The sequence below is a fragment of the Streptomyces sp. R28 genome, assembly GCF_041052385.1.
Lineage (GTDB): Bacteria > Actinomycetota > Actinomycetes > Streptomycetales > Streptomycetaceae > Streptomyces.
The window spans coordinates 8,548,293-8,573,169 of sequence record NZ_CP163439.1 but is presented as its reverse complement, the minus strand read 5'-3'; the positions used below and the strand labels follow the sequence as shown (position 1 = coordinate 8,573,169).

Annotated in this window: 17 protein-coding genes; 10 read left to right on the top strand and 7 right to left on the bottom strand. The window is 70.3% G+C overall.

Going from position 1 to position 24,877, the window contains the following annotated elements:
- The first annotated feature begins 17 nt into the window (after positions 1-17).
- From mmuM to AB5J49_RS37525, 3 genes are all read left to right on the top strand, one after another.
- A complete protein-coding gene (mmuM, locus tag AB5J49_RS37535) occupies positions 18-941 on the top strand; it encodes a homocysteine S-methyltransferase (RefSeq protein ID WP_369173298.1) in 924 nt (307 codons plus the stop codon).
- Positions 942-1,131: 190 nt separating this feature from the next.
- The gene (locus AB5J49_RS37530) at positions 1,132-2,187 is read left to right on the top strand and encodes a LacI family DNA-binding transcriptional regulator (protein WP_369173297.1); all 1,056 of its coding nucleotides are present in this window, start codon (positions 1,132-1,134) and stop codon (positions 2,185-2,187) included.
- A 168-nt stretch (positions 2,188-2,355) separates the two neighbouring features.
- Positions 2,356-4,209, top strand: a complete 1,854-nt coding sequence (locus AB5J49_RS37525; protein WP_369173296.1) for a glycoside hydrolase family 127 protein — start codon at positions 2,356-2,358, stop codon at positions 4,207-4,209.
- Here the strand turns inward: AB5J49_RS37525 and AB5J49_RS37520 are convergent.
- The 7 genes from AB5J49_RS37520 to AB5J49_RS37490 form a co-directional block, all read right to left on the bottom strand.
- The gene (locus AB5J49_RS37520) at positions 4,091-5,671 is read right to left on the bottom strand and encodes a carboxylesterase/lipase family protein (protein ID WP_369173295.1); all 1,581 of its coding nucleotides are present in this window, start codon (positions 5,669-5,671) and stop codon (positions 4,091-4,093) included. The two genes, AB5J49_RS37525 and AB5J49_RS37520, sit on opposite strands and share 119 nt — an antisense overlap.
- A 110-nt stretch (positions 5,672-5,781) precedes the next feature.
- A complete protein-coding gene (locus AB5J49_RS37515) occupies positions 5,782-7,047 on the bottom strand; it encodes an alginate lyase family protein (protein WP_369173294.1) in 1,266 nt (421 codons plus the stop codon).
- Between the two features lie 27 nt (positions 7,048-7,074).
- Entirely contained in the window at positions 7,075-10,416 is a 3,342-nt protein-coding gene (locus tag AB5J49_RS37510) for an alginate lyase family protein (protein ID WP_369173293.1), read from the bottom strand.
- 18 nt (positions 10,417-10,434) lie between these two features.
- Positions 10,435-12,219, bottom strand: coding sequence for a glycosyl hydrolase family 28 protein (locus tag AB5J49_RS37505; protein ID WP_369173292.1), 1,785 nt, complete (start codon positions 12,217-12,219; stop codon positions 10,435-10,437).
- A 58-nt stretch (positions 12,220-12,277) separates the two neighbouring features.
- Positions 12,278-13,117 (bottom strand): carbohydrate ABC transporter permease, encoded by an 840-nt coding sequence (locus tag AB5J49_RS37500; RefSeq protein WP_369175387.1) that lies wholly within the window; start codon positions 13,115-13,117, stop codon positions 12,278-12,280.
- 38 nt (positions 13,118-13,155) lie between these two features.
- The gene (locus AB5J49_RS37495; RefSeq protein WP_369173291.1) at positions 13,156-14,154 is read right to left on the bottom strand and encodes a carbohydrate ABC transporter permease; all 999 of its coding nucleotides are present in this window, start codon (positions 14,152-14,154) and stop codon (positions 13,156-13,158) included.
- On the bottom strand, positions 14,151-15,512 hold the full coding sequence (locus AB5J49_RS37490) for an extracellular solute-binding protein (RefSeq protein ID WP_369173290.1): 1,362 nt from the start codon (positions 15,510-15,512) through the stop codon (positions 14,151-14,153). The genes AB5J49_RS37495 and AB5J49_RS37490 overlap by 4 nt, the downstream gene beginning before the upstream one ends.
- A gap of 587 nt (positions 15,513-16,099) precedes the next feature.
- On the opposite strand from AB5J49_RS37490, the gene AB5J49_RS37485 reads away from it, so the two are divergent.
- The 7 genes from AB5J49_RS37485 (at position 16,100) to AB5J49_RS37455 (ending at position 24,860) form a co-directional block, all read left to right on the top strand.
- Positions 16,100-17,113, top strand: a complete 1,014-nt coding sequence (locus AB5J49_RS37485) for a hydroxyacid dehydrogenase (RefSeq protein ID WP_369173289.1) — start codon at positions 16,100-16,102, stop codon at positions 17,111-17,113.
- A gap of 168 nt (positions 17,114-17,281) precedes the next feature.
- Entirely contained in the window at positions 17,282-18,370 is a 1,089-nt protein-coding gene (locus AB5J49_RS37480; protein WP_369173288.1) for a LacI family DNA-binding transcriptional regulator, read from the top strand.
- A 472-nt stretch (positions 18,371-18,842) separates the two neighbouring features.
- A complete protein-coding gene (locus AB5J49_RS37475; RefSeq protein ID WP_369173287.1) occupies positions 18,843-20,186 on the top strand; it encodes an ABC transporter substrate-binding protein in 1,344 nt (447 codons plus the stop codon).
- A gap of 10 nt (positions 20,187-20,196) precedes the next feature.
- Positions 20,197-21,081: a carbohydrate ABC transporter permease gene (locus AB5J49_RS37470; protein WP_369173286.1), complete on the top strand. Its 885-nt coding sequence runs from the start codon at positions 20,197-20,199 to the stop codon at positions 21,079-21,081.
- On the top strand, positions 21,081-22,019 hold the full coding sequence (locus AB5J49_RS37465) for a carbohydrate ABC transporter permease (RefSeq protein WP_369173285.1): 939 nt from the start codon (positions 21,081-21,083) through the stop codon (positions 22,017-22,019). The genes AB5J49_RS37470 and AB5J49_RS37465 overlap by 1 nt, the downstream gene beginning before the upstream one ends.
- Positions 22,020-22,041: 22 nt before the next feature.
- Positions 22,042-23,631, top strand: coding sequence for a family 43 glycosylhydrolase (locus AB5J49_RS37460; protein WP_369173283.1), 1,590 nt, complete (start codon positions 22,042-22,044; stop codon positions 23,629-23,631).
- Between the two features lie 173 nt (positions 23,632-23,804).
- Positions 23,805-24,860 carry a LacI family DNA-binding transcriptional regulator gene (locus tag AB5J49_RS37455; protein ID WP_369173282.1) on the top strand — a complete coding sequence of 352 codons (1,056 nt, stop codon included), beginning with the start codon at positions 23,805-23,807 and terminating at the stop codon, positions 24,858-24,860.
- Positions 24,861-24,877: the final 17 nt, after the last annotated feature.

Genomic DNA, 24,877 nt, shown 5'->3' with positions numbered 1-24,877 from the left:
CGACTACCGTCGTCACCATGACCAGCACCATCACCCTCGCCGAAGCCCTCGCCGCCGGGACCGTCGTGCTCGACGGCGGCATGTCCAACCAGCTCGAGTCCGCCGGGCACGATCTGAGCGACGAGCTGTGGTCGGCGCGGCTGCTCGCGGAGCGGCCCGAGGCGATCACCGAGGCGCATCTCGCCTATTTCGAGGCGGGGGCGGACGTGGCGATCACGTCCAGCTACCAGGCCACGTTCGAGGGCTTCGCGAAGCGCGGGATCGGACCGGAGCGGGCGGCCGAACTCCTCGCGCTGAGCGTGGAGTTGGCGCGCGAGGCGGCCCGGAAGGCGGCAGCCGGGGGGGTCACGCGTCCGCTCTGGGTGGCCGCGTCCGTGGGGCCCTACGGTGCGATGCTGGCGGACGGCTCCGAGTACCGGGGGCGGTACGGGCTGAGCGTGGACGAGCTGGAGCGCTTCCACCGGCCCCGGCTGGAGGTGCTGGCCGGTGCCCGGCCCGACGTGCTGGCGCTGGAGACCGTCCCGGACGCCGACGAGGCCGAGGCGCTGCTGCGGGCGGTGCGCGGGCTGGGCGTCCCGGCCTGGCTGTCGTACTCCGTCGCCGGTGACCGCACCCGCGCCGGCCAGCCGCTGGAGGAGGCGTTCGCGCCGGCCGCCGACGCCGACGAGGTGATCGCGGTCGGCGTGAACTGCTGCGTGCCGGAGGATGTCGCGGGCGCCGTCGAGACCGCCGCCCGCGTCACGGGCAAGCCTGTCGTCGTCTACCCCAACAGCGGCGAGGCCTGGAACGCCGAGTCCCGCACCTGGGTCGGCCGCTCCACCTTCGCGCCGGAGCAGGTGCGGGGGTGGCGGGAGTCCGGGGCGCGGCTGATCGGCGGGTGCTGCCGGGTGGGCCCGGAGGCGATCGACTCCATCGCGCGCACGCTGGCCGCGGCGAGGTAGCCATCGCGGCGACGTGGCCGGCTGTCACGCACGCCCCGGCACCCCGACGCCCAGGCACCCGATGCCCCGCACAGGACTCGTCCCCGCCCTCGCCCCGCTGCTAGCCTCCGCATGGGAACCGGTTGCCATCGTGTTGCCGCAAGTTCCCCAGGGGGTGGGCGAGGGTGCCCGGGAGAGGGGCGAGGCAGGGATGACCAGGAAGAGCGAGGACGCGGGGCGCAGCACCATCCGGGACGTGGCGGCCCGCGCGGGAGTGTCCGCGTCGACCGTGTCGCGGGTGCTGGGCGGGGTGTATCCGGTGAGCTCGGCGACGCGGACGCGCGTGATGCGGGCGGTCCGTGACCTGGACTACGTCGCCGACGCGCGCGCCAAGGCGGTCGCGGGGGTCGCCACGCCCACGCTGGCGTTCGTGCTGGAGGACATCACCGGGCCGTCGTTCGCGCACATGGCGTACGGGGTGGAGCGGGAGGCCAGACGGCTCGGGCATCTGTGCCTGGTGTGCACGACGGAGGGCGACGTCCAGCACGAGGTGGAGTTCGTCGAGATGATGCGCGCCCAGCGCGCCGCCGCCGTGATCCTGGTCGGCGGCTCCGCCGACACGCCCGAGTACCGCGTACGCACCCGCCGTATGGCCGACTCGCTGGCGTCGGCGGGCTCCCGGCTGGTGCTGTGCGGTCGGCCGCCGCTCGGCCCCGGGGCGCCCGTGACCGTCATCGAGTACGACAACGAAGGCGGCGCCTACGCCCTCGTCGCCCATGTCCTCGCCCAGGGCCATCAGCGGGTTCTGTTCCTCGGCGGCGCGTCCGACCACACCACCGCGCAGGGCCGGGAGCGCGGCTATCTCGCCGCCCACCGCGCCCGCGGCCTGGACCCCGACCCGGCGCTGCTCCTGCACGGCGACTTCACCCGTGACGCAGGGCACCGGCTGATGCGCGAGGCCCTGGGGCAGGGGCTGGAGTTCACGGCCGTGGTCGCCGCCACCGACATGGTCGCCGCCGGCGCGCTCACCGCCCTGCACGAGGCCGGCCTGGACGTACCCGGCGACGTCTCACTGGCCGGCTACGACGACATCCCCTTCGCCCGTGACCTGCACCCGGCCCTGACGACGGTCCACGTCCCCTACGAGGAGCTGGGCCGCCTCGCCGTACGCACCGCGCTCGGCCGGACTCCGGAGAACCCCAACGAGCATCTGCTGCTGGGCACGCATGTGGTGGTACGGGATTCGGTCGCGCCGCTCGTCGTCTAGCGGGGCGCACTTCCTGGCCGCGTCCAGCAGGGCAGCACTGCAGCAGGACGGCAGGGCAGTAGGCCAAACAAGGCAGTAGGCCAGCGAGACAGCACCCTTGTCGCGAAAGCGCTTTCTGCCTAGGCTCGCGATGATCACCACCGGTTCGATCCTCGGGGAGCCGCCAGCATGAGCGCCGGACCCATCCGTCTCACCGCCGACGCGCACACCGCCCTCCGCCCGGCGGACGCCGCCCGCATCACCGACGGATTCTGGGCCGCCCGCCGCAGAACCAACGCCGAGGTCAGCATCCCGCAGGGCCCAGGGAAGCTGGAGGAGGCCGGAAACCTGGCCAACCTCCGGGCCGCCGCCCAGGACACCGGGGCGTTCGCCGGAGACTTCCCCTTCCAGGACTCGGACGTGCACAAGTGGCTGGAGGCGGCGTCCTGGCAGCTCGCCGACCGGCCCGACGACGCCGAACTCGCCGCGCGCATCGAGGAGTTGACCGCCCTGCTGGCCTTGGCCCAGGGGGCCGACGGCTATCTCCAGACGTACTACCAGGTCGCCCACCCCGACCGCCGCTGGCAGGAGCTCGGCTGGGGCCACGAGCTGTACTGCGCGGGCCATCTGATCCAGGCGGCCGTGGCCCACCACCGGGCCACCGGACGACGTGAACTCCTCGACGTGGCCGAGCGGTTCGCCGTACACATCGACTCCGTCTTCGGTCCGGACGAGCGGATCGACGGCGTCTGCGGGCACCCCGAGATCGAGACCGCGCTGGTCGAGCTGTACCGGGAGACCGGGGAGCGGCGCTGGCTGGACCTCGCCGGGTACTTCGTCGACCGGCGCGGGCACGGCCTGCTCGACGCCGACGTCAATCCCCACCTGGGCCGGGCCTACTGGCAGGACCACACCCCGGTGCGCGAGGCCACGTCCGTCGCCGGGCACGCCGTACGGCAGCTCTACCTGCTGGCCGGGGTCGCGGATCTGGCCGCCGAGACCGGCGACGCGGAGCTGCGGGCCACGGCCGAGCGGCTGTGGGAGGTGATGGTGGCCCGCAAGACGTACCTGACCGGCGGGGTCGGTGCCCGGCACGAGGGCGAGGCCTTCGGGGAACCGTACGAACTGCCGCCGGACCGGGCCTATGCCGAGACGTGCGCGGCGATCGCGTCGATCCAGTGGTCCTGGCGCATGGCCCTGCTGACCGGCGAGGCGAAGTACTCCGACCTGGTCGAGCGCACCCTCTACAACGGTTTCCTGTCCGGCGTCGGCCTCGACGGCGACAGCTGGCTGTACGTGAATCCGCTCCAGGTGCGCGAGGGGTACGAGGGCGCGAACGAGGCCGACAAGGCGGCCCGCCGCACCCCGTGGTTCCGCTGCGCCTGCTGCCCGCCGAACGTGATGCGGCTGCTGGCCTCACTCCCCCACTACGTGGCGAGCGGGGATGCCGACGGTCTGCAGCTGCACCAGTACGCGACCGGCGGGTACGAGGCCGGCGGTGGCCGCGTCCGGGTGGCGAGGGGCTACCCGTGGGACGGACGGATCGCCGTCACGGTCGAGGAAGCCCCGGACGCCGACTGGACGCTGTCGCTGCGCGTCCCGTCCTGGTGCACCGGCTTCACCGCGACAGCCCCGGACGGCTCCGCCCCGGCCGCCACCGGCCCCGGCTGGCTCCGCCTGCGCCGCCGATGGTCCCCCGGCGACACCCTCACCCTCGACCTCGACCTGACCGCCCGGCTGACCCGCCCCGACCCCCGCGTGGACGCGGTACGGGGCTGTGTGGCGATCGAGCGCGGGCCTCTGGTGCACTGTCTGGAGGGCGTGGACCAGCGGCCCGGCATCCCCTTCGACGACCTCACCCTCCCCGACGGTGCCGAGCTGACCGTCCGGCACGAGCCGGACCTGCTGGGCGGGGTGACGGTCGTCAGTGCCGACGGACGGCGCCGGGAAGGCGCAGCCGCCGTACCACTGACCGCAGTTCCGTACTACGCGTGGGCGAACCGTCGGCAAGGGCCGATGCGGGTGTGGATTCCGCAGGCGTGACGGCGGCGGCCCACAGGGCGAGTTCGGCGTCGCGCGGGCCGTACGCGGTGTGGGTCTCGCCGTCGCCGAAGACGCGCACCGGATGCGAGTCGTCCCACGCCTGCCAGCCCGGGTCGCCGTCCACCGCGAACCGCAGCCACGCCCCGTGCATCTCGTCCGCCAGCTCCTGCGGGGCGCCCTCGCCGGCCAGCTTGCGGGACTCGGGGACGTCCCCGGTGTCGAAGACGAAGCCCAGCTCCAGCGCGGGGCAGGCGCCGAGGTAGGGGAGGCTGGAGGGCCAGGCGAACTCGTACACGTACGACGACCCGGGGCGGGCGTCGGCCAGGCGGTACAGGGGAACGCGCAACAGGTGGTCGGTGACCATCTGGCCGACGATCTCCGCGGTGCCGGCCTCCGGGTGCAGGGCACGGTAGCCGCGGGGCACCTCGGCGCCCACGTGGCAGCGGGCCATGGCCCCGGCCAGGGCGACCCCGCCGAGCCGGTCGAGGCGCTCCAGGAGGCCGCCGGGCACCAGCCACAGCCGGTACTCGTCGCGGGTCCAGCCGGCCAGCAGGTCGACGCCGGCCGCGGCGTCGCCCTCCGTCAGCGCCTCCAAGGGGTCGCGGGGGACGATGTCGCCGTCGACGACGATCCCGAAGGCGGGCCCGCCCACCACGGGGCTGCTCAGTCTGCCCACCTCGGCCTGGGTGCGCAGGAGCAGCTCGCGGTCGACCTCGGCGAAGGCGGCGGCCGTGGCGGGGATCTTCAGCCGGGTGGCCATCCGGCGCACCATCCGCCGTACCTTGTCCCGCTCGGCGGCCTCGGGCGGCCCGCTCTGCAGGACGGCCCGCCGGACCAGGCCCTGGGCCTGCGGCGCGGCGAGCAGCGCGCCGATGCTGATGGCGCCGGCGGACTGGCCGCACAGGGTGATGCGGCCGGGGTCGCCGCCGAAGGCCTCGATGGACTCGTGCACCCACTTCAGGGCGGCGAGCTGGTCGCGCAGACCGGCGTTGGCGGGGGCGTCCGGGAAGTAGCCGTAGCCCTCGACGCCCAGCCGGTAGTTGACCGAGACGAGGACGACACCGTCGCGTGCGAAGGGCCGGCCGTCGTACACGGGCACATTCGAGGAACCGCGGGTCAGGGCGCCGCCGTGCACCCACACCATGACCGGCAGCCGGGCGCCCGGGCCGGGCTCGGGGGTCCAGACGTTGAGGTTGAGGCAGTCGTCGCCGGGCACGACGGGGTCGGACAGGTACTGCGCGAAGACCTCGGAGTACGGCGGTTTCGGCGGGGTCGGCCCGAAGGCGCCGGCGTCGCGCACGCCGTCCCAGGGTTCGGGCGGCTCGGGCGGCCGGAACCGGCGCGGGCCGAACGGAGGCGCCGCGTAGGGGATGCCCCGGAACACCGCGACGCCGCTTTCGTACCGGCCCCGTACGGCACCGTAGGGCGTGCTCACCACGGGGTCTGTCCGGACTGCTGTCATACGTCCACCAGCCTCCTCACCGCGCTCGTGCACCGTGAAGATCAGAGCAACTCATTGTGGCCCGATATTCCGGTGCACGAGCGGGTGAGAGGGCTATTCGGCGTACCCGGCTACTTGGCGTACATCAGCGTGCCGAAGCCGAGCTGGTCGAAGCCTCCGCTGTCGGTGCCGTAGTCACCGCCGCCGCCCTCGGGGGCCACCGAGAAGCACATCTGGGAGATGTACGTGTCGTCGAGGAGAAGGCGTCGGCCGTAGTGGTAGTGGAGCATGGCCCAGACCGGGCGGACCTGGCCCCGGGAGGCCGACGAGATGACGGTCTGTGACTGCGGGGCGCAGCTCTGGCCGGTGCCCCAGTTGTAGGTGGTGAACGGGACACTGCTGCCCAGGTTGTACTTGGCGACGTACTGGGCGGCCTTCATGAAGCGGCGGCCGTCGTAGGAGTACAGGTCGTCGCCCTGGTTCCAGGCCATTTCGCAGAGGGCACCCATCTGGCCCATGCCCATCATGGTGTGGCCCTGGTCGCGGCCGGACTCCTGCCACTGGCCGAGGTCGTAGCCCTCGACGTTCGAGTGCAGGAATGGCACCGCGTTCTGGATGGCGCCGTTTCCGGCGCCGTTCTTGAAGTAGTCGACGGCCTGGTCGTACTTGGCGGCGTTGTCGGTGAGGATTGCGATGGCCATGACCGAGGCCATGTTGCACAGGTCCCAGTTGGCCCAGTAGTTGGTGATGCAGGCGTCGTTGTGGCCGGTGAGGAACTGGTTGTTGAGCGGGTAGAAGACCCGGACCATCATCTCCTGGGCGGCGGCGAGGTCGAACCCGCTGTAGCCGCGCATGAGTTCGCAGGCGTTGGCGAACTGCCAGCCGTAGAGGCCGGCGGCGAGGAACCGGTCTGCGTTGCCGGTGACCGTCGTCAGGGTCCTCGACCACGCGTTGAGGATGTCGGCCGCGCACCGGCCGTTGGCCTCGCTGCCGCCGACCTGCCAGCGCAGGGCGTTCTGGTAGGCGGCGGCGATGTCGTTGTAGAGCAGGCCGTAGTTCTGTCCGGTGCCTCCGCGGATGATCGTGGCTGTGGCCCGGTTGGTCCAGGTGGACTGGGAGTGGGAGTTGGCGGTCAGCCGGTTCCAGCCGGACAGCCAGGGGTCGTCGCCCGCGGCGACCCTGACCTTGGCCCGGTTGATGTCACCGGCGTTGTGCAGCATGCCGGGGTGGGTGAAGGTCGCGGGGGCCGCGTCCGCCGTGGGGGCGACGACCGCCGTGGTGACGGCAGACGCAGCACCCAGTGCGACGGCGGCGGTGAGACCGCCGGCGGTCTTCAGCAGACCGCGACGGCTCAACTCACCGGTGTGGTGGTGCTGGTGGGGGGAAGTGCGGCTCATTGTCGTGCACTCCAATCCGTGGGGGGATCAGTCGGTGGTGATGCTCACCTCGTCGAACTCGGTGATGCAGCGGGCCAGGGGGTCGCGGGAGCAGACCACGAGGCCCACGTAGTAGGGGGCGTCACCGAACCCGGGGATCTCGCCGGTGGCGAGGGTGGTCCAGGTGGCGCCGTCATCGGTGGACAGCGTTGCGGTGAAGGCGGTCCCGACGCGCTTCAGCCGCAGCAGGGAGGGCAGGGCGGCCGTGCCGCTCCCGGTGAAGGCCGACTTTCCGGCCACGGTCGTGCGCAGCATGAGCTGCGCGCTCGTCCCGCCGGAGACGATCGCTGCGGCGGCCTGGTCGAAGGGTGACAGTGACTTGGTCATGAGCAGGCCCACCCGGTCGGCACTCGCGCCCGTGCGGGAGACGAGCCGGGCGGTGATCTGGCAGTCGCCGGTGACGGGCCGTCGTACGAACTGGCCTGTCATCCCTTGGTTGTTGGCGGTCAGGTCGACGCCCGCACCGCGCACGGTGAAGGTGCCGTCGTCGTACGACGTGCTGCCCGGGGTGCGGATGGCGACCACGCCGAGCGTCCCGAAGGCGCGGTCGTCGAGCACGGGGTCGCCGAGGTCGTCGTACGTCCAGGGGCCGGGCGGGGGTGTGCCGACGGTGAGGGTGAGCGTGCCGGTGCCGTCGCCGGACGCGTTGCCGGCGGTGGTGGCGACCTCGAACTCGCCGCTCTCGGTGGGCGTTCCGGAGACCAGGCCGGTGCGCTTGTCGAGGCGGAGTCCGTCGGGCAGTCCGTCCGCGGTGAAGCGGATGGGCTCGTGGGAGGCCCGCAGCAGATGGCGGAAGGGAACGCCTTTGTTGGCGAAGGCGATGATGGCGGAGGTGAGTTGGGGCACCTTGGGCGTCGGCATCTGCGCGGCGGCGGGGTCCGAGAGCGGTCCCCGGCCGCCGTAGCCCGTTTTGGCGACGGCGTAGTGGTACGTCGTCCCGGGCGTGCCCGTGGCGTCGGCGTACCGTACGCGGGCACCGAAGCCGACCGGGCCGACGCCGGTCGCGATCGTCTCGAACGGGCCGTCGGCGCTCGTGGCGCGCAGCACCTTGTAGCGGGCGCAGAGGTCCGGGTCGGTCCAGGCCAGTTGCACGGCGTCGGCGCCGGCGGTCGCGCTCAGGCCGCTGGCGGTGCGGGCCGGACGCGGCACGGACCAGACCTCGCCCGCCGTCGCGGAGACGACGCTGACGTTGTCGAAGGCGCCGGTGCCGGTCTCGGCGTACTCCTCGTCGACACCGAGACAGGAGGTGAGGACCAGTCCGGCGTACGCCGTGTGCCCCAAGTCGACCTCGGTGGAGCCGACTTGGGTCCAGCGGATGCCGTCCGGGGAGATGGCGCCGGTGCAGCGGCGGCCCTTGCGGGTCACACGTACCCAGTAGGGCGCCCGCAGCCGGTAGCCGTCACCCGCGCCCTCGACGTACGGGGCCTGAAGCGGGGTCGCCGACTCGGGAAGGGTGCCGAGGCTGGAGATCGGGAAGGCGGCGGAGGTGGTGATCGTCTGCTGCTGGGTGGGCGGCACGGGGGTGCTGCCGATCGCCGAGATCTCGGCGCCCGCCCGGGGACGTACGCTCCACACACCGCTCCAGGTGTGCAGGGGCAGGCCCTGGATCAGCATCGAGGCCTGCGCGGCGCCCGCGTCGAGGGAGTCGCGCAGCGTGACGCCGATCTTGGCGTACTGGGAGCTGAGCGGGAACACGATCCGCGCCGTGACCACGCCGTCGCCGGGCAGCGGGAGGTGGACGAGCCGGTAGGTGTCGGCGGTGCCGGACGCCTCGAGCACGAACCGTTCGCCGTCGAAGGCGGCCAGGCCGGGGATCTTCACCTCGCCGATGTCCTGGGTGGCCCAGGGCTCAGGGAGGCCGGCGGAGGCGGCGGCGAGGCTCGATTCGGCGCCGGTCCCCTGGGAGCCCGCGGCGGTGACGGTGTAGTAGTAGGTCCGCCCGCCACGCGCGTCGTCGTCCGTGCACGTCGTGCCGTCGACGTCCTTCGCGATCTCCTCGTACGGACCCTCGGGTCGGGTCGCCCGTCGGACGGCGTACGTCGTCGCCCACGCGGACGGCAGCCACGCCACGGTGACCTTCGTGCCGTCGCCGACCGCGGTGACGCCCGCCGGGGCCGTCGGCACGGTCGGCGAGGGGGCCTTCGTGCCGGCGTAGGTGAAGGTGCCGAAGCCGGGCAGGTCGTCGTTGCTGCCCTCGACGACGCGGGCGCCGCCGGTGCCGCGGAAGACGGCCGCCTTGGTGTGCGGGGTGTCGAGACCGCGGACGCCGCTGTAGTGGGCGTAGTACATCTCGTAGATCGGCGGCAGGTTGCCGCGCCCGACGGCCGAGACCGTCTTCTTGATGTACTTGCCGGTGCGGTCGAGGTCGGGGGTGAAGGGGACGTCGCCGCCGAGGTTGTACTCGGCCGCGTACTCGGCGGCTGCGAGGATGCGGTGTCCGTCGAAGCCCCACAGGTCGACGCCCTGGTTCCAGGCGACCTGCGCGGCGTCGCCCATCAGGCCGACGGCGAGCTGCTCGTGGCCCTGGTCGCGGCCGGACTCCTGCCCCTGTCCCCCGTCGGTGACGATGCGGCCCCGGACGCTGCCGTTGCCCGCGCCGGCCGCGACGAACCGCAGCGCGTCCTCGAAGAGCGTGCGCTCCTCGCAGAAGACGCCGATGGCCAGGATCGACTGAATGGACGTCAGGTCCCAGTTGCCGTTGGCGTAGAGCATGTAGCCGGAGATCGCCGGATACCAGACGTTCAGGAACGACTGCTCGCAGCGGGCGATATCGGCGTCCGCCCAGCCGTCGTAGCCGCTGTGCCGCAGCAGTTCGGCAGCGTTGACGAACTTGAAGGCCTGCAGACCAGCGCCGAGCGGGCCGTCGGCACCCGTGACCATCGTCAGGGACGCCGACCAGGCGCCCAGGATGTCGCGGGCCTTGTCGGCGTGGGCGCGGTTGCCGGTGACGCACCACATCAGGGCGTTCTGGTAGGCGGCGGCCGAATCGGCGACGGCCTGGTTCTGGAAGTTGGTGGGACCGCGGCCCCAGGACGTGATCTGGCCGGTGTTCTGGATCGTGTACGTCGACTGCGAGCGGGCGTGGGCGGAAAACGCCAGGTAACCGTCGTGGACCGGCGACTCCTGGGCGGCGACCGCGGCCTTCATGCGGGCGAGGTCGGCGGCGCTGTGCAGCAGTCCGGGGTGGGTGAAGGCGCGGGACGCGGTGGTGCCGTCCTGGGCCCGGGCCGCCGCGGCGGAGGCGGACAGCAGTCCGCCGCCGGCCGCGGCCACCAGGCCCGCCGCGCCGAGGAAGGACCGTCGGCTGAGAGGAAACACGGGTGACTCCATGGTTCTACGGGTGCCGCGTCACGCGTGCTCGACGGTGAACGTGACGGTCTGCGTCGCGGTGCCCACGCTGTTGGTGGCCGAGACGGTGGCGGTGAAGCTGCCGACGTTGTCCTTGACGTTGCCGGAGACCAGACCGGTGGCGGTGTCGATGTCGAGGCCCTTCGGCAGGCCCTCCGCGGCGAACGAGATGGGCAACTCGCTTGCGGTGATCAGGTAGTTGAAGACCTGGTTCTTCGTGGCCGTCGCCTTGTCCGGGCTGGTGATCGCGGGCTTGGCGGTGGACGTGGCCTCGGTGGAGTTCAGGAACCGGGGGTTGATCACGTGCTCGTTGGCGTACGCAGGCATCAGGTCCGTGAACTTGTACCAGCCCGGCTTCTTCATCCCGTTGCCGATGAACTTGCCGTTGATGACGAGGTTCTGGAACGTCACGTTCTTGATGGCGTGGTCCGCGTCGTAGCCGACCATGACGGACGGGTTGGCGTGCGTGCCGGTGTACGTCAGGTTCCGTATGAACACGCCGTCGATGCCCCGCCCGACGGAGGTGTTGTACGACTTGTTGTACATGACGCGCATGTTGATCAGCTGGCCCCAGCGGAAGTCCTCCACCCGGATGTCCTGGGCGCGGACGTTGCTCAGCAGGTTGCTGTCGCCGGGGTTGAGGGCGATGCAGCCCTGGTAGTCCATCTGCGGTTCGCGGTGGTCGAGGATGTCGATGTTGCTGAAGACGAGGTTCTCGATCGTCTCCGGCTTGTCGGTGTTGCCGTGGGTGCCGACGTTGACGGGGTGCGCGACGTCCGCCCACAGGGTGGAGTCGCGGACGGTGATGTTGCGGCAGTCGCCGTAGTAGTCCCAGCGGTGGGCGTAGATCGCGATGCAGTCGTCGGAGTTGCGCATCCAGACGCCCTCGATGAGGACGTCCTCGCTGGAGAAGACGTCGATGCCGTCGCCCCACTGGCCGTGGCTGTAGGAGTGCAGGTTGCGGACGGTGACCTGCTTGGACTGGCCGACGGTGACCGAGTAGCCGCTGCTCGGGTTGAGCACCAGGATGCCGTCGATCTCGATGTTCCTGGAGTACTGGAGCAGGACGCCGCTCGGCGAGTTGTACAGCACGCCGCGGCCGATCAGCCGGGCGTTCTCCACGCCCACGAACTCCACCCGGGACGTCAGCACCGCACCGCCGGCCAGGTAGAGCGTCTTGCCGCTGGGCACCTTCACCACGTCGTCGGTGGTCTTGTGCAGGCCGGGGCCGAAGTAGATGACGTCGGGGTCGTCCGGGTCGGGTGCGTGCCTCTCGAGCGGGTTGGCGTGCAGCTGGAGGTTGTTGAAGATCTCGCCGTCGATCTCGATGGAGAGGTTGCGCGGCTCGGTGAGGGTGAAGCTCACCGTGGCGCCGTCCACCGTGAACTCGGTGTCGTACGACAGGGGGCGGATCCGCGCGGAGCCGATGGCGCCCTTGGCCGAGGTGACGGCGACCTCCACGGTGCCGCTGAAGTCGAACGTGGCGACGGAGGAGTTGAAGACCGGGCCGCTGCCCGTGTTCGCGTCGATCTGCTTCGCCCGGGCGCGGTAGACGGGCACCGTCTGCCATGCGCCGCCCGGCGTACGCGCCTTGACGGCGAAGCTGGAGTTGGTCGGGACCCCGGTCGGGATGGGGTATACGACCAGCTTGTCGGCGGATGCGGGCGCGTCGTCCGCTCTCGCGGTACCGGCCGCGGCGCCGATCAGCGAGTACGCGGCGGCGGTGGCACCCGCGGCCTGGAGAAGGGTTCGCCGGGACAGGCCGGTGCTCTGGGTGTCGTTCATGGAGCAGTTCCTTCAGTAAAGGGGAGATGAGAGATACGGAAGGTCAAGGGGGGGCAGATCACTTGAGACCGGAGGTCGACATCCCGGCGACGAAGCCGCGCTGGGCGATCAGGAAGATCAGCAGGATCGGGACGACGTACATCACGGAGGCGGCGGCCTGAAGCTCGGGGACGGGGGTGCCCGCCTCACTGACGTAGGTCGTCATCACCGCGACCGCGAGCGTGGTGCGGTCGGTGGACAGCAGCAGCTGCGGGGCGATGTAGTCGCCCCAGGTCCAGGTGAAGGCGATGATGAAGCTCGCGGACAGCACGGGCCAGGACTGCGGCAGGAAGATCCGCCAGAAGATCGACGAGTATCCGCAGCCGTCGACGATCGCCGCCTCCTCCAGCTCGCGCGGCAGACCCGCGAAGAACTGCCGGAAGAGGAACACCAGATACGGGGCGGCGGACAGACCCCACAGCACCCACGGCCAGTACGTGTCGACCATGCCGACCTTGGCGAAGATCAGGTAGGTGGGCAGCAGGGTGACCATCTGGGGCAGCATCATCGAGCCGAGCAGGACGCCGAACAGCACCTTCTTGCCGGGCGCGTCGAGCCGGGCGAAGCCGAAGCCGACCCAGGCTGAGCTGAGGGTGACGAGCGAGGCGTACAGGAGGGCGATGATCAGGGAGTTGCGGGCGTAGCCGAGGAAGTCGATCTGGTGGAAGGCGTCGGCGAAGTTGTGCCACTGGAAGGCCTCGGGCAGCCAGTGCACGGGCGAGGCGGCCAGTTCGCCCTGGGTCTTCAGGCCGGAGAGGATCAGCCAGCCGAAGGGGCCCAGGAACAGCCCGGTGACGGAGACGAGGACCGTGTAGAGGACGAGGCGCTTGCCACGCACCCGCACGCGCACGTCGGCCATCGACGACTTGGGCGGCGGGCTGGTGGCGGTCGTGGCGGTCACTTCTTCGCCTCCGGGTCGACGTTGTAGAACACCGCGCCGGACGTGAACTTGAAGATGAGTCCGGTCACGACGAGGATCAGGACGAAGAGCACCCACAGCAGCGCGGAGGCGTAGCCGTAGCGGCCGAGCGCGAAGTACTGCGCGAACACGTGCATCATGTAGAGGTAGTTGGACTGCGGGACCGTGGTGATGCCGCTCGTGTCGCCGAGGGGGGCCAGCAGCAGCGGCATGATGGTCTGGACCGAGGCGATCATTCCGGTCACCGTCTGGAAGAGCAGGACCGGCGACAGCAGCGGCACGGTGACGCTGCGGAAGGTGCGCCAGGCGCTCGCCCCGTCGATGCGGGCCGCCTCGTGGAGTTCCCGGGGTATGTCCTGGAGCCCCGCCAGCGAGATGATCATGACGTTTCCGGCGGCCCAGAGCACCGTCATCAGCAGCACATAGCGGGCGTAGGGGTCGGCGAGCCAGGCCACCGCGTCGATGCCGAAGAAGGTCAGGGCACCGTTGGTGGCACCGGAGTTCTGGTCGAAGAGCAGCTTGAAGGCGAGGCCCGCTCCCACCGGCGGCACCACGGCGGGCAGGTACAGCAGTGTGCGGAACAGGCCGCGCGCCTTGATCGGCCGGTTGACCAGGACGGCGAGGGCGAGACCCGCGACGATCGACAGCGGCACCGACGTCACCGCGAACAGGCCGGCCCGGCCCAGCGCGTCCCAGGTGACCGGGTCGTTCAGCAGCTCACGGTAGTTGCCGAGCCCGACGTACTTCCAGTTGGGCGAGATGCCGTCGAACGTGGTGAAGCTCAGCCACAGCGCGTACACCATCGGCGTGACGGTCAGCAGCAGGAAACCGATGATCCAGGGCGAGGTGAACATGTAGAACGCCCGGTGCCTGCGCGCCGTCATGGAGAGCCCTGGCCTGCCGGCGGCCGGTGCGCGTCCGGCACTCGCGGCGGCGCCGGGCCGGTCCGCGACCGAGGGGATCTGGTCGACCGTCATCCCACCTGCTCCTTACCGCGCTTCAGCTGCTCGTTGATGGCCGAGTTCAGGCGCCCGGCGAGGGTGTCGACGGAGATCCGGCCGTTCATCGCGGCGGGGGCGATCTGGTTGAAGAGGGCGTCGAGCGCGTCGGCGCGTGTGTAGGGGGTGAAGGAGACGACCGAGAAGTGCTTGAGCTCGTTCCCCTGCACCTCCAACACCCGCTTCTGGTAGTCCTCCTCGGCCGGCATCAGCGACCGCAGCGACTTCAGCGTGGGGATGCCCCAGCCGCCGGAGGCGCGCGCCTTGGCCGGCTCCTCGCCGAAGAACCACTCGAAGACCCGCCATGCGGCGTCCTTGTTCTTCGCCCCGCGCGGCATCCACAGGCCGGTGCCGCCCTGGCAGGCGCTGATCCGCTCACCGCCCGCGAACATCGGGGCGGCCGCCAGGCGGGACACCTTCGCCAGCTTCTTGTCGGCGCCGATCATGCCGCCCATCCAGTAGCCGGAGTTCGACATGGCCATCCGCCCGGCCTGGTAGGTGGGGCCGTCCCAGCCATTGGGGTCGGGCTGGATGAGGCTCGGCCCGACCTTGGTCTTGGCGTAGTCCACGTACCAGGCCAGGGCCTTGCGGGCCTCGGGGGTGGTGAAGTCGACCCGGGAGAAGTCGTCGTTGAAGAGACTCCCTCCGGCGGAGGCCGTCATGGTCGCCAGCAGCGTGGCCCGGGTCAGCCCGTTGAAACTGCCGCCGAAGACGGTGGTCTGGCCGCTCTTGCGCTGCACGAGGCGCTTGGCGTTGTCGAGCCACTCCTCGTACGTGACCGGTTCGGTCTCCGGCGGGTAGTCGACACCGCCCTTGTCGAAGGCCGCGGTGTTGTACCAGTACATGGAGTCCTGGGAGAAGTCCTTGGCCATGCCGTAGCGCGGGCCCTTGCCCTGGGTACGGCCGTCGTAGCGCCACAGGTCGTTGACGGGGTCCAGATCGGCCGGCTGCAGGACGCTGCTCCGGGCGAAGTAGGGGTCCAGTTCCTCGGCCACGTCCCGCGCCGCGAAGAACGGCAGGTCCACGGCACCGACGCCGCGCACCAGATCGGGCGGGCTGCCGCTGGTGAGCATCGCGATCAGCTTGGTGATGTCGTACTTCACCAGGACGATCTTGATGCCGAGGGCCTTTTTGGCCTGCTGGACCTGCTCCGGGAGGATGTCGCCGGAGTTGACCATCACCGTGACGGTCTCACCCGATCCGCCGACCCCAGTGGACACCTGGAGCGCGCAGCCGCTCAGCGCCACCGCGCCGCCCACCGCGCCGCCCACGGCTCCGCCTGCGGAGAGGCCGAGAAAACGGCGGCGGCTCAGTGATGCACCGGCATGTGGGCGCATGAACGCACCACCTCCTGCTCTTCTCGTTCGAGATATCGACCATGGAGCGATCCGACGGTCGGGAACCGGCCAAAATGGCAACCGGTTGTCGTGCGTTGGGGCAGAGCTTCTTCTGGTCCGTAAACGGCGTCAAGAGCCTGGGCGAACTTTCGAAAAGACTGTGTAACCTCGGCTTCATGGTCGCCGAGGGCCGACGAGGCCTCGGAAACATGGCCTGATCAGCGCAGTCGGCGGGGATGCGAGCAGAGGGGCCGACTGGGATGGCGGGAACCGGTTGTCGGCAGTTGCGCCCCTCGACGAGGTGGGAAGTGCGGTCGGGTCGGCCCGCTCGGCCCGCTCGACCGGATGCACCGGAGCACTCGGGGACCCTCGTGGACGCGGGAACGCACACGGAAACGCACAGGAACACGGGAACGCCAGGAAACCGATTTCGGTGTGAGTCGCTCCTGACAGGGGCAGACCCAGCACGCCACCCGCACGCTCTCCGGAACTCCGCTCCTCATCCGGGTGATTGACCGGCCCTTCCGCCAGATCTACGGTAGAAGACGCTTTCTGAAAATGTTTCCGTCCAGTGTCTCAGGAGAGCCATGCCCAGCCCGCTCCCACCGAGGGCCGTGTTCGCGATGGATCCGGTGCACCTCCCCCTGCTCTTCCCGCCGCCGCTCATGGCCCGGCTGAAGCAGGCATCCGCACTCGACCCGGCGCTCGTCGTGCAGGACTTCACCGACCCGGCAGCGGCCGAGGTCCTCGCCCGGACCGAGGTGCTGATCACCGGCTGGGGCTGCCCCCGGCTCGACGCCGACGTCCTCGCGGCCGCGCCCGGGCTGCGCGCCGTGCTGCACGCCGCCGGCTCGGTCCGCTCACTGGTCGGCGACGCGCTGTGGAAGGCCGGGGTCACCGTCTCCAGCGCGGTCACCGCCAACGCGCTGCCGGTCGCCGAGTACACGCTCGCCATGATCCTGCTCGCCGGGAAGGACACCTTCTCCTTCCGGGAGCGCTTCCGTGCCACGCACGCCTACCCGACTCACGGCGAGACCGCCCCGATCGGCAACGTCGGCCGCCGGGTCGGCGTCATCGGCGCCTCGCGGGTCGGCAGACGGCTGCTGGACCTGCTGCGGCCGTTCGACTTCACGGTGCTGTTGCACGACCCGTACGTCAGCCCCGCCGAGGCCGCCGAACTCGGCGCCGAACTGCTGTCGCTGGAGGACCTCCTGCGGCACAGCGACATCGTCAGCCTGCACGCGCCGGACATCCCCGAGACGTACCGGATGCTCGATGGGGAGCGCCTCGGCCTGATCCGGGACGGGGGTGTGCTGATCAACACCTCGCGGGGTGCGCTCGTCGATCCCGTGGCGCTCACGGACGAGCTCGTCTCCGGGCGGCTGCACGCCATCCTCGACGTGACCGAGCCGGAGCCGTTGCCCGCGGGGTCGCCGCTGTATCACCTGCCGAACGTCTTCCTCACGCCTCATGTCGCAGGGTCGCTCGGGAACGAGCTGGAGCGGCTCGGGCGGATCGTGGTGGAGGAGTTGGAGCGGGTGGTGGCAGGCGAGCCGCTGGTGCATGAGGTGCGGCATGCCGATCTGGCTCGGGTGGCGTGAGGGGTGGGGCGGCGCCGGGTGCCGGCACGCCACCGGCAGACCCGTTACGCGGCTCGCGGCACGTCACCGACCGGGCCGTTGCCGCACGCGACGCGGGCACAGTGGGCCGAAAGACACCATGGGATACGGTTTCCGTGAGGCAGGCGCGACGGTGAAGGAGCCGCAAGGGTGAGTCAGCGCAAGGTGGCCGGTGATGCCGGTCGGGCGACCATCCGGGACGTCGCGGAGCGCGCGGGCGTCTCCGTCGCCAGCGTGTCGCGCGTCCTGTCCGGCAACTACCCGGTGTCGGATGATCTGCGCCGCCGGGTGATGAAGGTCGTTGGGGACCTGGACTACGTCACCAACGCCCACGCCCGCTCCCTGGCCGGCGGCGGTACGCCCACCGTGGCCATCCTCATCAACAACATCACCGGCGCCGCGTTCGCCCATGTGGCGAAGGGCGTGGAGGGTGCTGCCACGCTGCGTGGCTGGCTTTCGCTGGTGGGGACCACGGGTGACGATCCCGAGCGGGAGCTCGCGCTGGTCAACCTGATGCGCCAGCAGGGCGTCGCCGCGGTGGTGCTGCTGGGCGGGGCCTACGACTACGACGAGTACCAGCTGCGCATGGCCAGGTTCGCCCGTTCCCTCGACGCCGCCGGATCGCATCTGGTGCTGGTGGGCAGACCGCCGCTGGAGGGTGATGTGCCGGCGACGACGGTGGACTACGACAACGAAGGCGGCGCCTATGCCATGGCCAGCCATCTGCTGTCGGCCGGGCACCGTCGGGTTCTCGTGCTGCCGGGGCACGCCGAACTCACCACCGCCCAGGGCCGTTTGAGAGGCGCCGAGCGCGCCTTCGAGGCGTACGGAGTGCCGTTCGAGCCGCGGCTGGTTCGGCATGGCCCGTACGACTACGAGCACGGGTACGAGGCCGTCGAGACCGCCCTGGAGGAGACGCCGGACTTCACCGCCGTCCTCGCCGGGACGGATGTGGTCGCCGCCGGGGCTATGCAGGCGCTGCGCGCGGCGGGGCTGCGGGTGCCCGAGGACGTGTCGATCGTCGGCTACGACGACATTCCGCTCGCCTCCCAGCTCACCCCCCAACTCACCACCGTGCACGTGCCGTACGAGGAGATGGGCCGGGTCGCGCTGCGTGCCGTGGCCGACCGGCGGGAGGGCACCGCGGGGCGCCGCAAGGGCAGTGACGGCGACCATCTGGTGCTGGGCACCCATGTCGTCGTACGCAACTCCGTACGGCCGCCGACCCGGAAGGGCTGACCGGCGGGACTGGCCTGCGGGACTGGCCTGCGGGGCTGACCGGCGCGCGGTGCAGCGCCGAGGCCGATCGCGCCCCCACCCGCGCATCCCTTTGAAGCGCGACTGAGCATGCGTTACGTAATCGGTTTCTTCAAGTTTTTCGCACCTTCTCCGCGCTGCCGAGAGCCTCGCCCCCGGTCTGCACAGCTCTCGGCCAGACGTGCGTGACCTGCGGATATGCGGCAGCAGCCGCGAGCCGCCGCCGTGTCACCACGGGGTGATCCCACTGACAAACCGAAGTAACAAATTGCCGCGCACCTCTTGCTATGACCGAAGGCGTCGGCCTACCGTCCCTGCAACCGCTTACTACAGCTTCTGCTTGGCCGACCCCCCGCAACCGCGAGCCGATGATTTCCGGCCGCCGTTCCTGGCCGGCACCACCGAGCCGCCGCCGTTCCGATAGAACGCTCTCATTCCGAAGGATCACGGTCAGATGAACTTCACCAGCCCCCGGAGAAGGTTCGCCTCCGCCGCCGTTGCGGGAATCGCTCTGACAGGTCTGCTCGCCGCCTGTGGCGGATCCGGCTCCACGGACTCGGACTCCGGTTCCAACGCCTCCGGCCCCGTCACCCTCGACTTCTGGGGCTGGGCCAACGGCCAGGAGGCCGTCGTCAAGGCGTTCAACGCCGGCCACAAGGACGTTCAGCTCAAGTACACGAAGGTCACCGACCAGCTGACCATGCAGAAGCAGCTGACCAACGCCGTCAAGGCGGGCAACGCGCCCTGTCTGCTGCAGAACACCGGTGAGTACGTGACCAGCTGGGTCGCGCAGGGTGCGCTCGCCGACATCACCAAGTACGTCGAGGCCGACAAGGACAAGTTCAACACCGGCTCGTGGGCCACCGGCCAGGTCCAGGGCAAGGTCTACGGCGTCCCCACCGCCTCGGCACCGGCCTTCACCATCTACCGCACCGACATCTTCAAGAAGTACGGCCTGAAGGCCCCGACGACCTGGGACGACTTCATCGCCGCCGGCAAGGAACTGAAGAAGCACGACATCAAGGTCACCAACTACGCCGGTGAGGACCCGAGCACCCTGGAGGTGCTGGCCATGCAGGCCGGGGCGAACTGGTACAGCATCGACGGCGACTCCTGGAAGATCGACTTCCAGGACGAGGGCACCCTGAAGGCCGCCGAGGTGATCCAGGAGATCATCGACAACGACCTGAACGCCAAGCTGTCCTTCGCCGACTACGCGGCCGTGCAGCGCAGCTTCGACACAGGCGCCACCGCGACCCGGCAGATCTCCACCTGGCAGATGTCCGGCATGGTGCAGAACTTCACCAAGTCCTTCGGCGACTGGGCGCTCGCCCCGTGGCCGGCCTTCGCGGGCGAGGCTGCCCAGACGCCGGCCGGTACCAACCAGAGCGGCAACCTGACCCTGGTCAGCGAGCAGTGCAAGTACCAGGAGCAGGCGGCCCAGGCGGCGTTGTGGATGTCCACGGACACCGGAGCGGTCAAGACCATGGCGAGCCCGGAGACCGGCAGCGGTGTGATGCCGGCGCTCGCGGACAGCGAGTCGTACGTCTCCGAAGCGATCTCCGAGAAGCTGCTCGGCAAGAACTACGAGCCGGCGAAGAAGGTCGTCACGGACAGCCTGGGCACCGTCCGGACCGGCTGGACCTTCGGTCCGAACTGGACCGCGATGTTCACCGAGATGCAGGCCGAGTGGGCCAAGGTCGTCAGCAAGAAGCAGAAGGTCACCGACCTCCTGGCGCACATGCAGGAGTGGACGGTCAACGACCTCAAGCAGCGCGGCATCAGCGTCAAGGGCTGAGGCAGACTCGATGATTCGCTCCCAGCGCTGGAAGGGCGCCGCGTTCACGGTGCCCTTCCAGCTCGGCTTCGTCTTCCTCTATCTGCTCCCGATCGGTTACGCGGTTTACCAGTCACTGTTCCTGGAGAAGTCGTCCGGGCTGGGACTCGGCGGCGCGACCACGGAGTTCGTCGGGCTCGAGAACTACGGCAAGGGCCTGACCGACCCGGCGTTCATGACCTCCATCCTGCGGGTGGTGCTGTTCGCCTGCGTCCAGATCCCGTTCATGCTGCTCATCAGCCTGCTGCTGGCGCTCTTCCTGGACGCGGTCACGGCGAAGGTGGCCGGCCGGTTCCGGATCCTGCTGCTGGTGCCGTACATGATCCCCGGCGTGGTCGCTGCCCTCGTGTGGGTCAACCTGTACAGCCCGCAGGTGGGCCCGCTGACCCCGCTCGGCGAGCTGTTCGGGTTCGACTGGAACTTCTTCGCGCCGTCGATGGTGTGGCCGGCCATCGGCAACCTGCTGACCTGGCACGGCATCGGCTACAACATGGTGATCATCTACGCCGCCCTCCAGGGCGTGCCCCGCGAACTGTTCGAGGCCGCGCGCCTTGACGGCGCCTCGGAGCTGCGGATCGCACTGAGCATCAAGATCCCGTTCGTGCGCGGGGCGCTGGTGCTGACCGCTCTGCTGTCGATCATCCAGATGCTGCAGATCTTCAACGAGCCCGCACTGTTCAGGAACGTGACTCCGGAGACAGTCAGCGACAGCTTCACCCCGATCATGATCATCTACAACCAGGCGTTCAACGCCGCCAACTACCACTACGCCGCGGCCCTGTCGGTGCTGCTCGCCCTGATCCTCGGTGTGGCGTCCTTCCTCTTCTACCGGCTGACCTCGAGGGAGGCGGACTGATGGCGCTGACGGAGAACGTCAAGGAAAACGGCACGGAAGCAGCCGCCGTGCCACCTCGCGGGCGTAGCGTCCGCCGGCTCACCAGCCCGGATGCGGCCTCGCGTTCCAAGGGCGGCCAGCGCTTCGTGCTGCTCGGGCTGGTCCTGGCCGGCGCCTACAGCCTGTTCCCCGTGTACTGGCTGATGATCGCCGCGACGAAGGACCGCGTGGGGCTGTACCAGAGCAACGGGCTGTGGTTCTCGGGCTGGCATCTGTGGGACAACGTCCAGCAGGTCTTCACCTACGAGGACGGCATCTTCCTGCGCTGGACCGCCAACTCGTTCCTGTACGCCGGTGTCGGCTCCCTCGGCGGCACGCTCATCGCCCTCGCCACGGGCTACGGCCTCGCCCGCTTCGACTTCCCCGGGCGGGGGGCGGTGTTCGCCTGCGTGGTCGGTTCGTTCCTGATCCCGATCGCCCTGCTCACGCTCCCGCTGTACCTGCTGTTCTCGGCGATCGGCATGGTCGACACCCCCTGGGCGATGCTGATCCCCTGTCTGATCAACCCGTTCAGCGTGTATCTGGCCAAGGTCTACACCGAGGCCACGATCCCGTTCGAGCTGCTGGAGGCGGCGCGTATCGACGGCGCCGGTGAGCTGCGGATCTTCTTCAGCATCGTGCTGCGGATGATGACGACGGGGGGCGCGACGGTGTTCCTGCTGGCCTTCGTCAACACCTGGAACGCGTTCTTCCTCCCGCTGACCGTGCTGCGCGGCGAGGAGAACTGGACGCTCAACCTGGGCCTGTACAACTGGTCGGGCAAGCGCCTGGAGTCGGGCATCGACGTGACCAGCCTCGTCCTGACGGGCGCGCTGCTGTCCATCGTCCCGATGGCGATCATGATGGTCGCGATGCGGCGCTACTGGCGGACCGGCGTGACGTTGGGTGCCCTCAAGTGACCGTCGCCCTGGGAGAGTTCGAGTGACCCTGCTGCACAATCCCGTCCTGCGCGGTTTCGCCCCGGACCCCTCCCTGGTCCGGGTCGGCGACTGGTACTACGTGGCCACGAGCTCCTTCGAGTGGTTCCCGACGATCCCGATCCACCGCTCCCGGGACCTGGCCCACTGGGAGTACGCGGGCCACGTCCGGGGCGCGGTCCCCGGCGACTCACTGGCCGGCGTCCCCGACTCGGGCGGCGTCTGGGCGCCCTCGCTGAGCTGGGACGGGGAGCGGTTCTGGATGGTGTACTCCATCGTGCGCTCGGTCGGGACGCCGTACTTCGATCTGGACACGTATGTGTCCACGGCCACGGACGTCGACGGCAAGTGGAGCGCGCCGCGTCGCCTCGCGAGCCACGGCTTCGACCCCGCGCTCTTCCACCACGAGGGCCGGCTGTGGCTGCTCAACATGCAGAGCGACCCTCGCCCGAGCGGGCAGCGTTTCGCCGGGATCGTCCTCACCGAGCTGGACCGCGAGACCCTGGCCCCGGTCGGTGACACGCACCTGCTGCTCCAGCACGAACGGCTCATCGAGGGGCCGAAGCTGCTGAAGCGCGACGGCTGGTTCTACCTCGTGCTCGCGGAAGGCGGCACGGGGGTCGAGCACGGCGTGCTGGTGGCACGCAGTCGTGCGATCACCGGCCCCTACGAGCTCGACAGCCAACCCCTGTTGACGACACGCGACGATCCGTCGGTGCCGTTGCAGAAGGCCGGGCACGCGGAGCTGGTCGAGACGCCGGACGGCGCGTGGGTGATGAGCCACCTCACGGCACGGCCGCTGCGGACGCCGGACGGCCCCCGCTGCCCCCTCGGCCGGGAGACCGCGATCCAGGTGCTGAGCTGGGACAAGACGGGCTGGCCCCGACTGCGGCACGGCGGCTGGCACCCGGCGGTCGAGGTCGACGTACCGACACCTCCCGCCGAGCCGGAGCCCCGACTCACCGACACCGACGACCCGTTGGGCTGGCCCTGGAGCACGCTGCGCGGCTACGCCGACGCGAGCTGGGCCGACGCGACCGCCCGCCCCGGCTGGATCCGGCTGCGCGGTCGGCACGGTCCCGAGTCGCGGTGGGCGCACAGTCTGCTGGCCCAGCGCATCACCGAGCACCGCGCGGAGGCCGAGGTCACCGTTCAGGCGCGGCCGCGCACGTTCACGCATGCCGCCGGGCTGGTCCTGCGGTACAACACGGAGGCGTATCTGAGCCTCGACCTCACCTGGGCGGAGCCCGAGGGCGAGGGGCAGCACGGACAGCAGTGGCGAGGTGAGGGCCGTACGGTGCTCAGCCTCGTGGAGCGTGAGGAGTTCGGCACCCGGCAGGCGGCCGTCGTGGAGGTGGACGCGAGCGCGCCGTTGACCTTGGGCGTGACCGTGGACGACGGCCGGGCACGGTTCTGGTACGTCCGCGGGGGCGTCCGCACGCCGGTCGGCCCGCCGCTGGACTTCACCAAGCTCTCCGACGACTACGGCTCCAAGTTGCGCTTCACCGGGGCGATGGCCGGCGTCCACGCCATGGACTTGGTCGACTCGGCTTTCACGGCCGACTTCACGGGGTTCCGTCTGACCTGCTGGTAGCCCTGGGCCGCCCTTGAGCCTGTTCGAAGTTTCGAAAGTCGTGACCCGCGAATTCCTGCGAACTCCGGCCTCTTCCGGACTCATCGCGGTGAACCTAGGGTAGGAAGCGCTTACTGTTTCCGGCTGGTCGAAACTTTTCAAGGCCCTCGGGCGGGCCTGAGAGGCGGTTCTCGATGGTCCGTACGGGCAGTGCGAGCGTAGCGGCCGGGCCGACCCTGGCCGTCGTGGCCCGCGAGGCCGGGGTGTCCGTGCCGACCGCGTCCAAGGTGGTCAACGGCCGGGAGGACGTCGCCCCCGAGACCCGCCGCCGGGTCACCGAGGCACTGGACCGGCTCGGCTACGTCCGCAGACCCCGCTTCGACGCGGCGAAGACGCCGGGACTGGTCGACCTCGTCGTGCACTCCCTGGAAACCTCGTGGTCGGGTGCGGTGCTGCACGGCGTGGAGGCGGCGGCCCACGACGCGGGCCTGGAGGTGGTGGTCTCGGCCGGGCTGACCCGGACGCGGGGCGGGCGACCGGAGCGCGGCTGGCTGGACAAGCTCATCGCGCGCGGCTCGTCCGGGGTGCTGTTCAACCTGGCCGAGCTGACGCCGTCGCAGTACGCGTGGCTGGATCAGCACCGCATCCCGTTCGTGATGATCGACCCGGTGCTGGAGCCGCCGTCGGGCGTGGTGTCGGTGGGCGCGGCGAACTGGCACGGCGGCGTCATCGCGACCGAGCACCTCCTGGCGCTCGGCCACGAACGCATCGCCATCATCGCCGGTCACCAGCGCAAGATGTGCAGCACCGCCCGGGTGGCCGGCTACCGCTCCGCGCTCGCGTCCGCCGGGGTGCGGCACCGTCGCGAGTACGTCCGGCACGCGGGCTTCGACGAGGGGGTCGCCCGCCGCCGCATGCTGGACCTCCTCGACCTGCCCGAACCGCCGACGGCCGTCTTCGTCTGCTCGGACCGGATGGCCCTCGGGGTCTACGAGGCGCTGGCGGAACGGGGGTTGAGCGTGCCGGACGACGTGAGCGTCGTGGGCTTCGACGACCTGCCGGAGTCCCGCTGGATCGCCCCGTCCCTCACCACGGTCCGCCAGCCGCTGTCGGAGATGGCGGCGACGGCGCTGCGGCTGCTGGTGCGGATGATGGACGGGGACCGGCCGGAGAGTACGCGGACGGAGCTGTCTACGCGGTTGGTGGAGCGGTCGAGCACGGCGGGGCCGCGCGAACGATCACTTTGCTGAGTCCGTGGGGCCGTGGG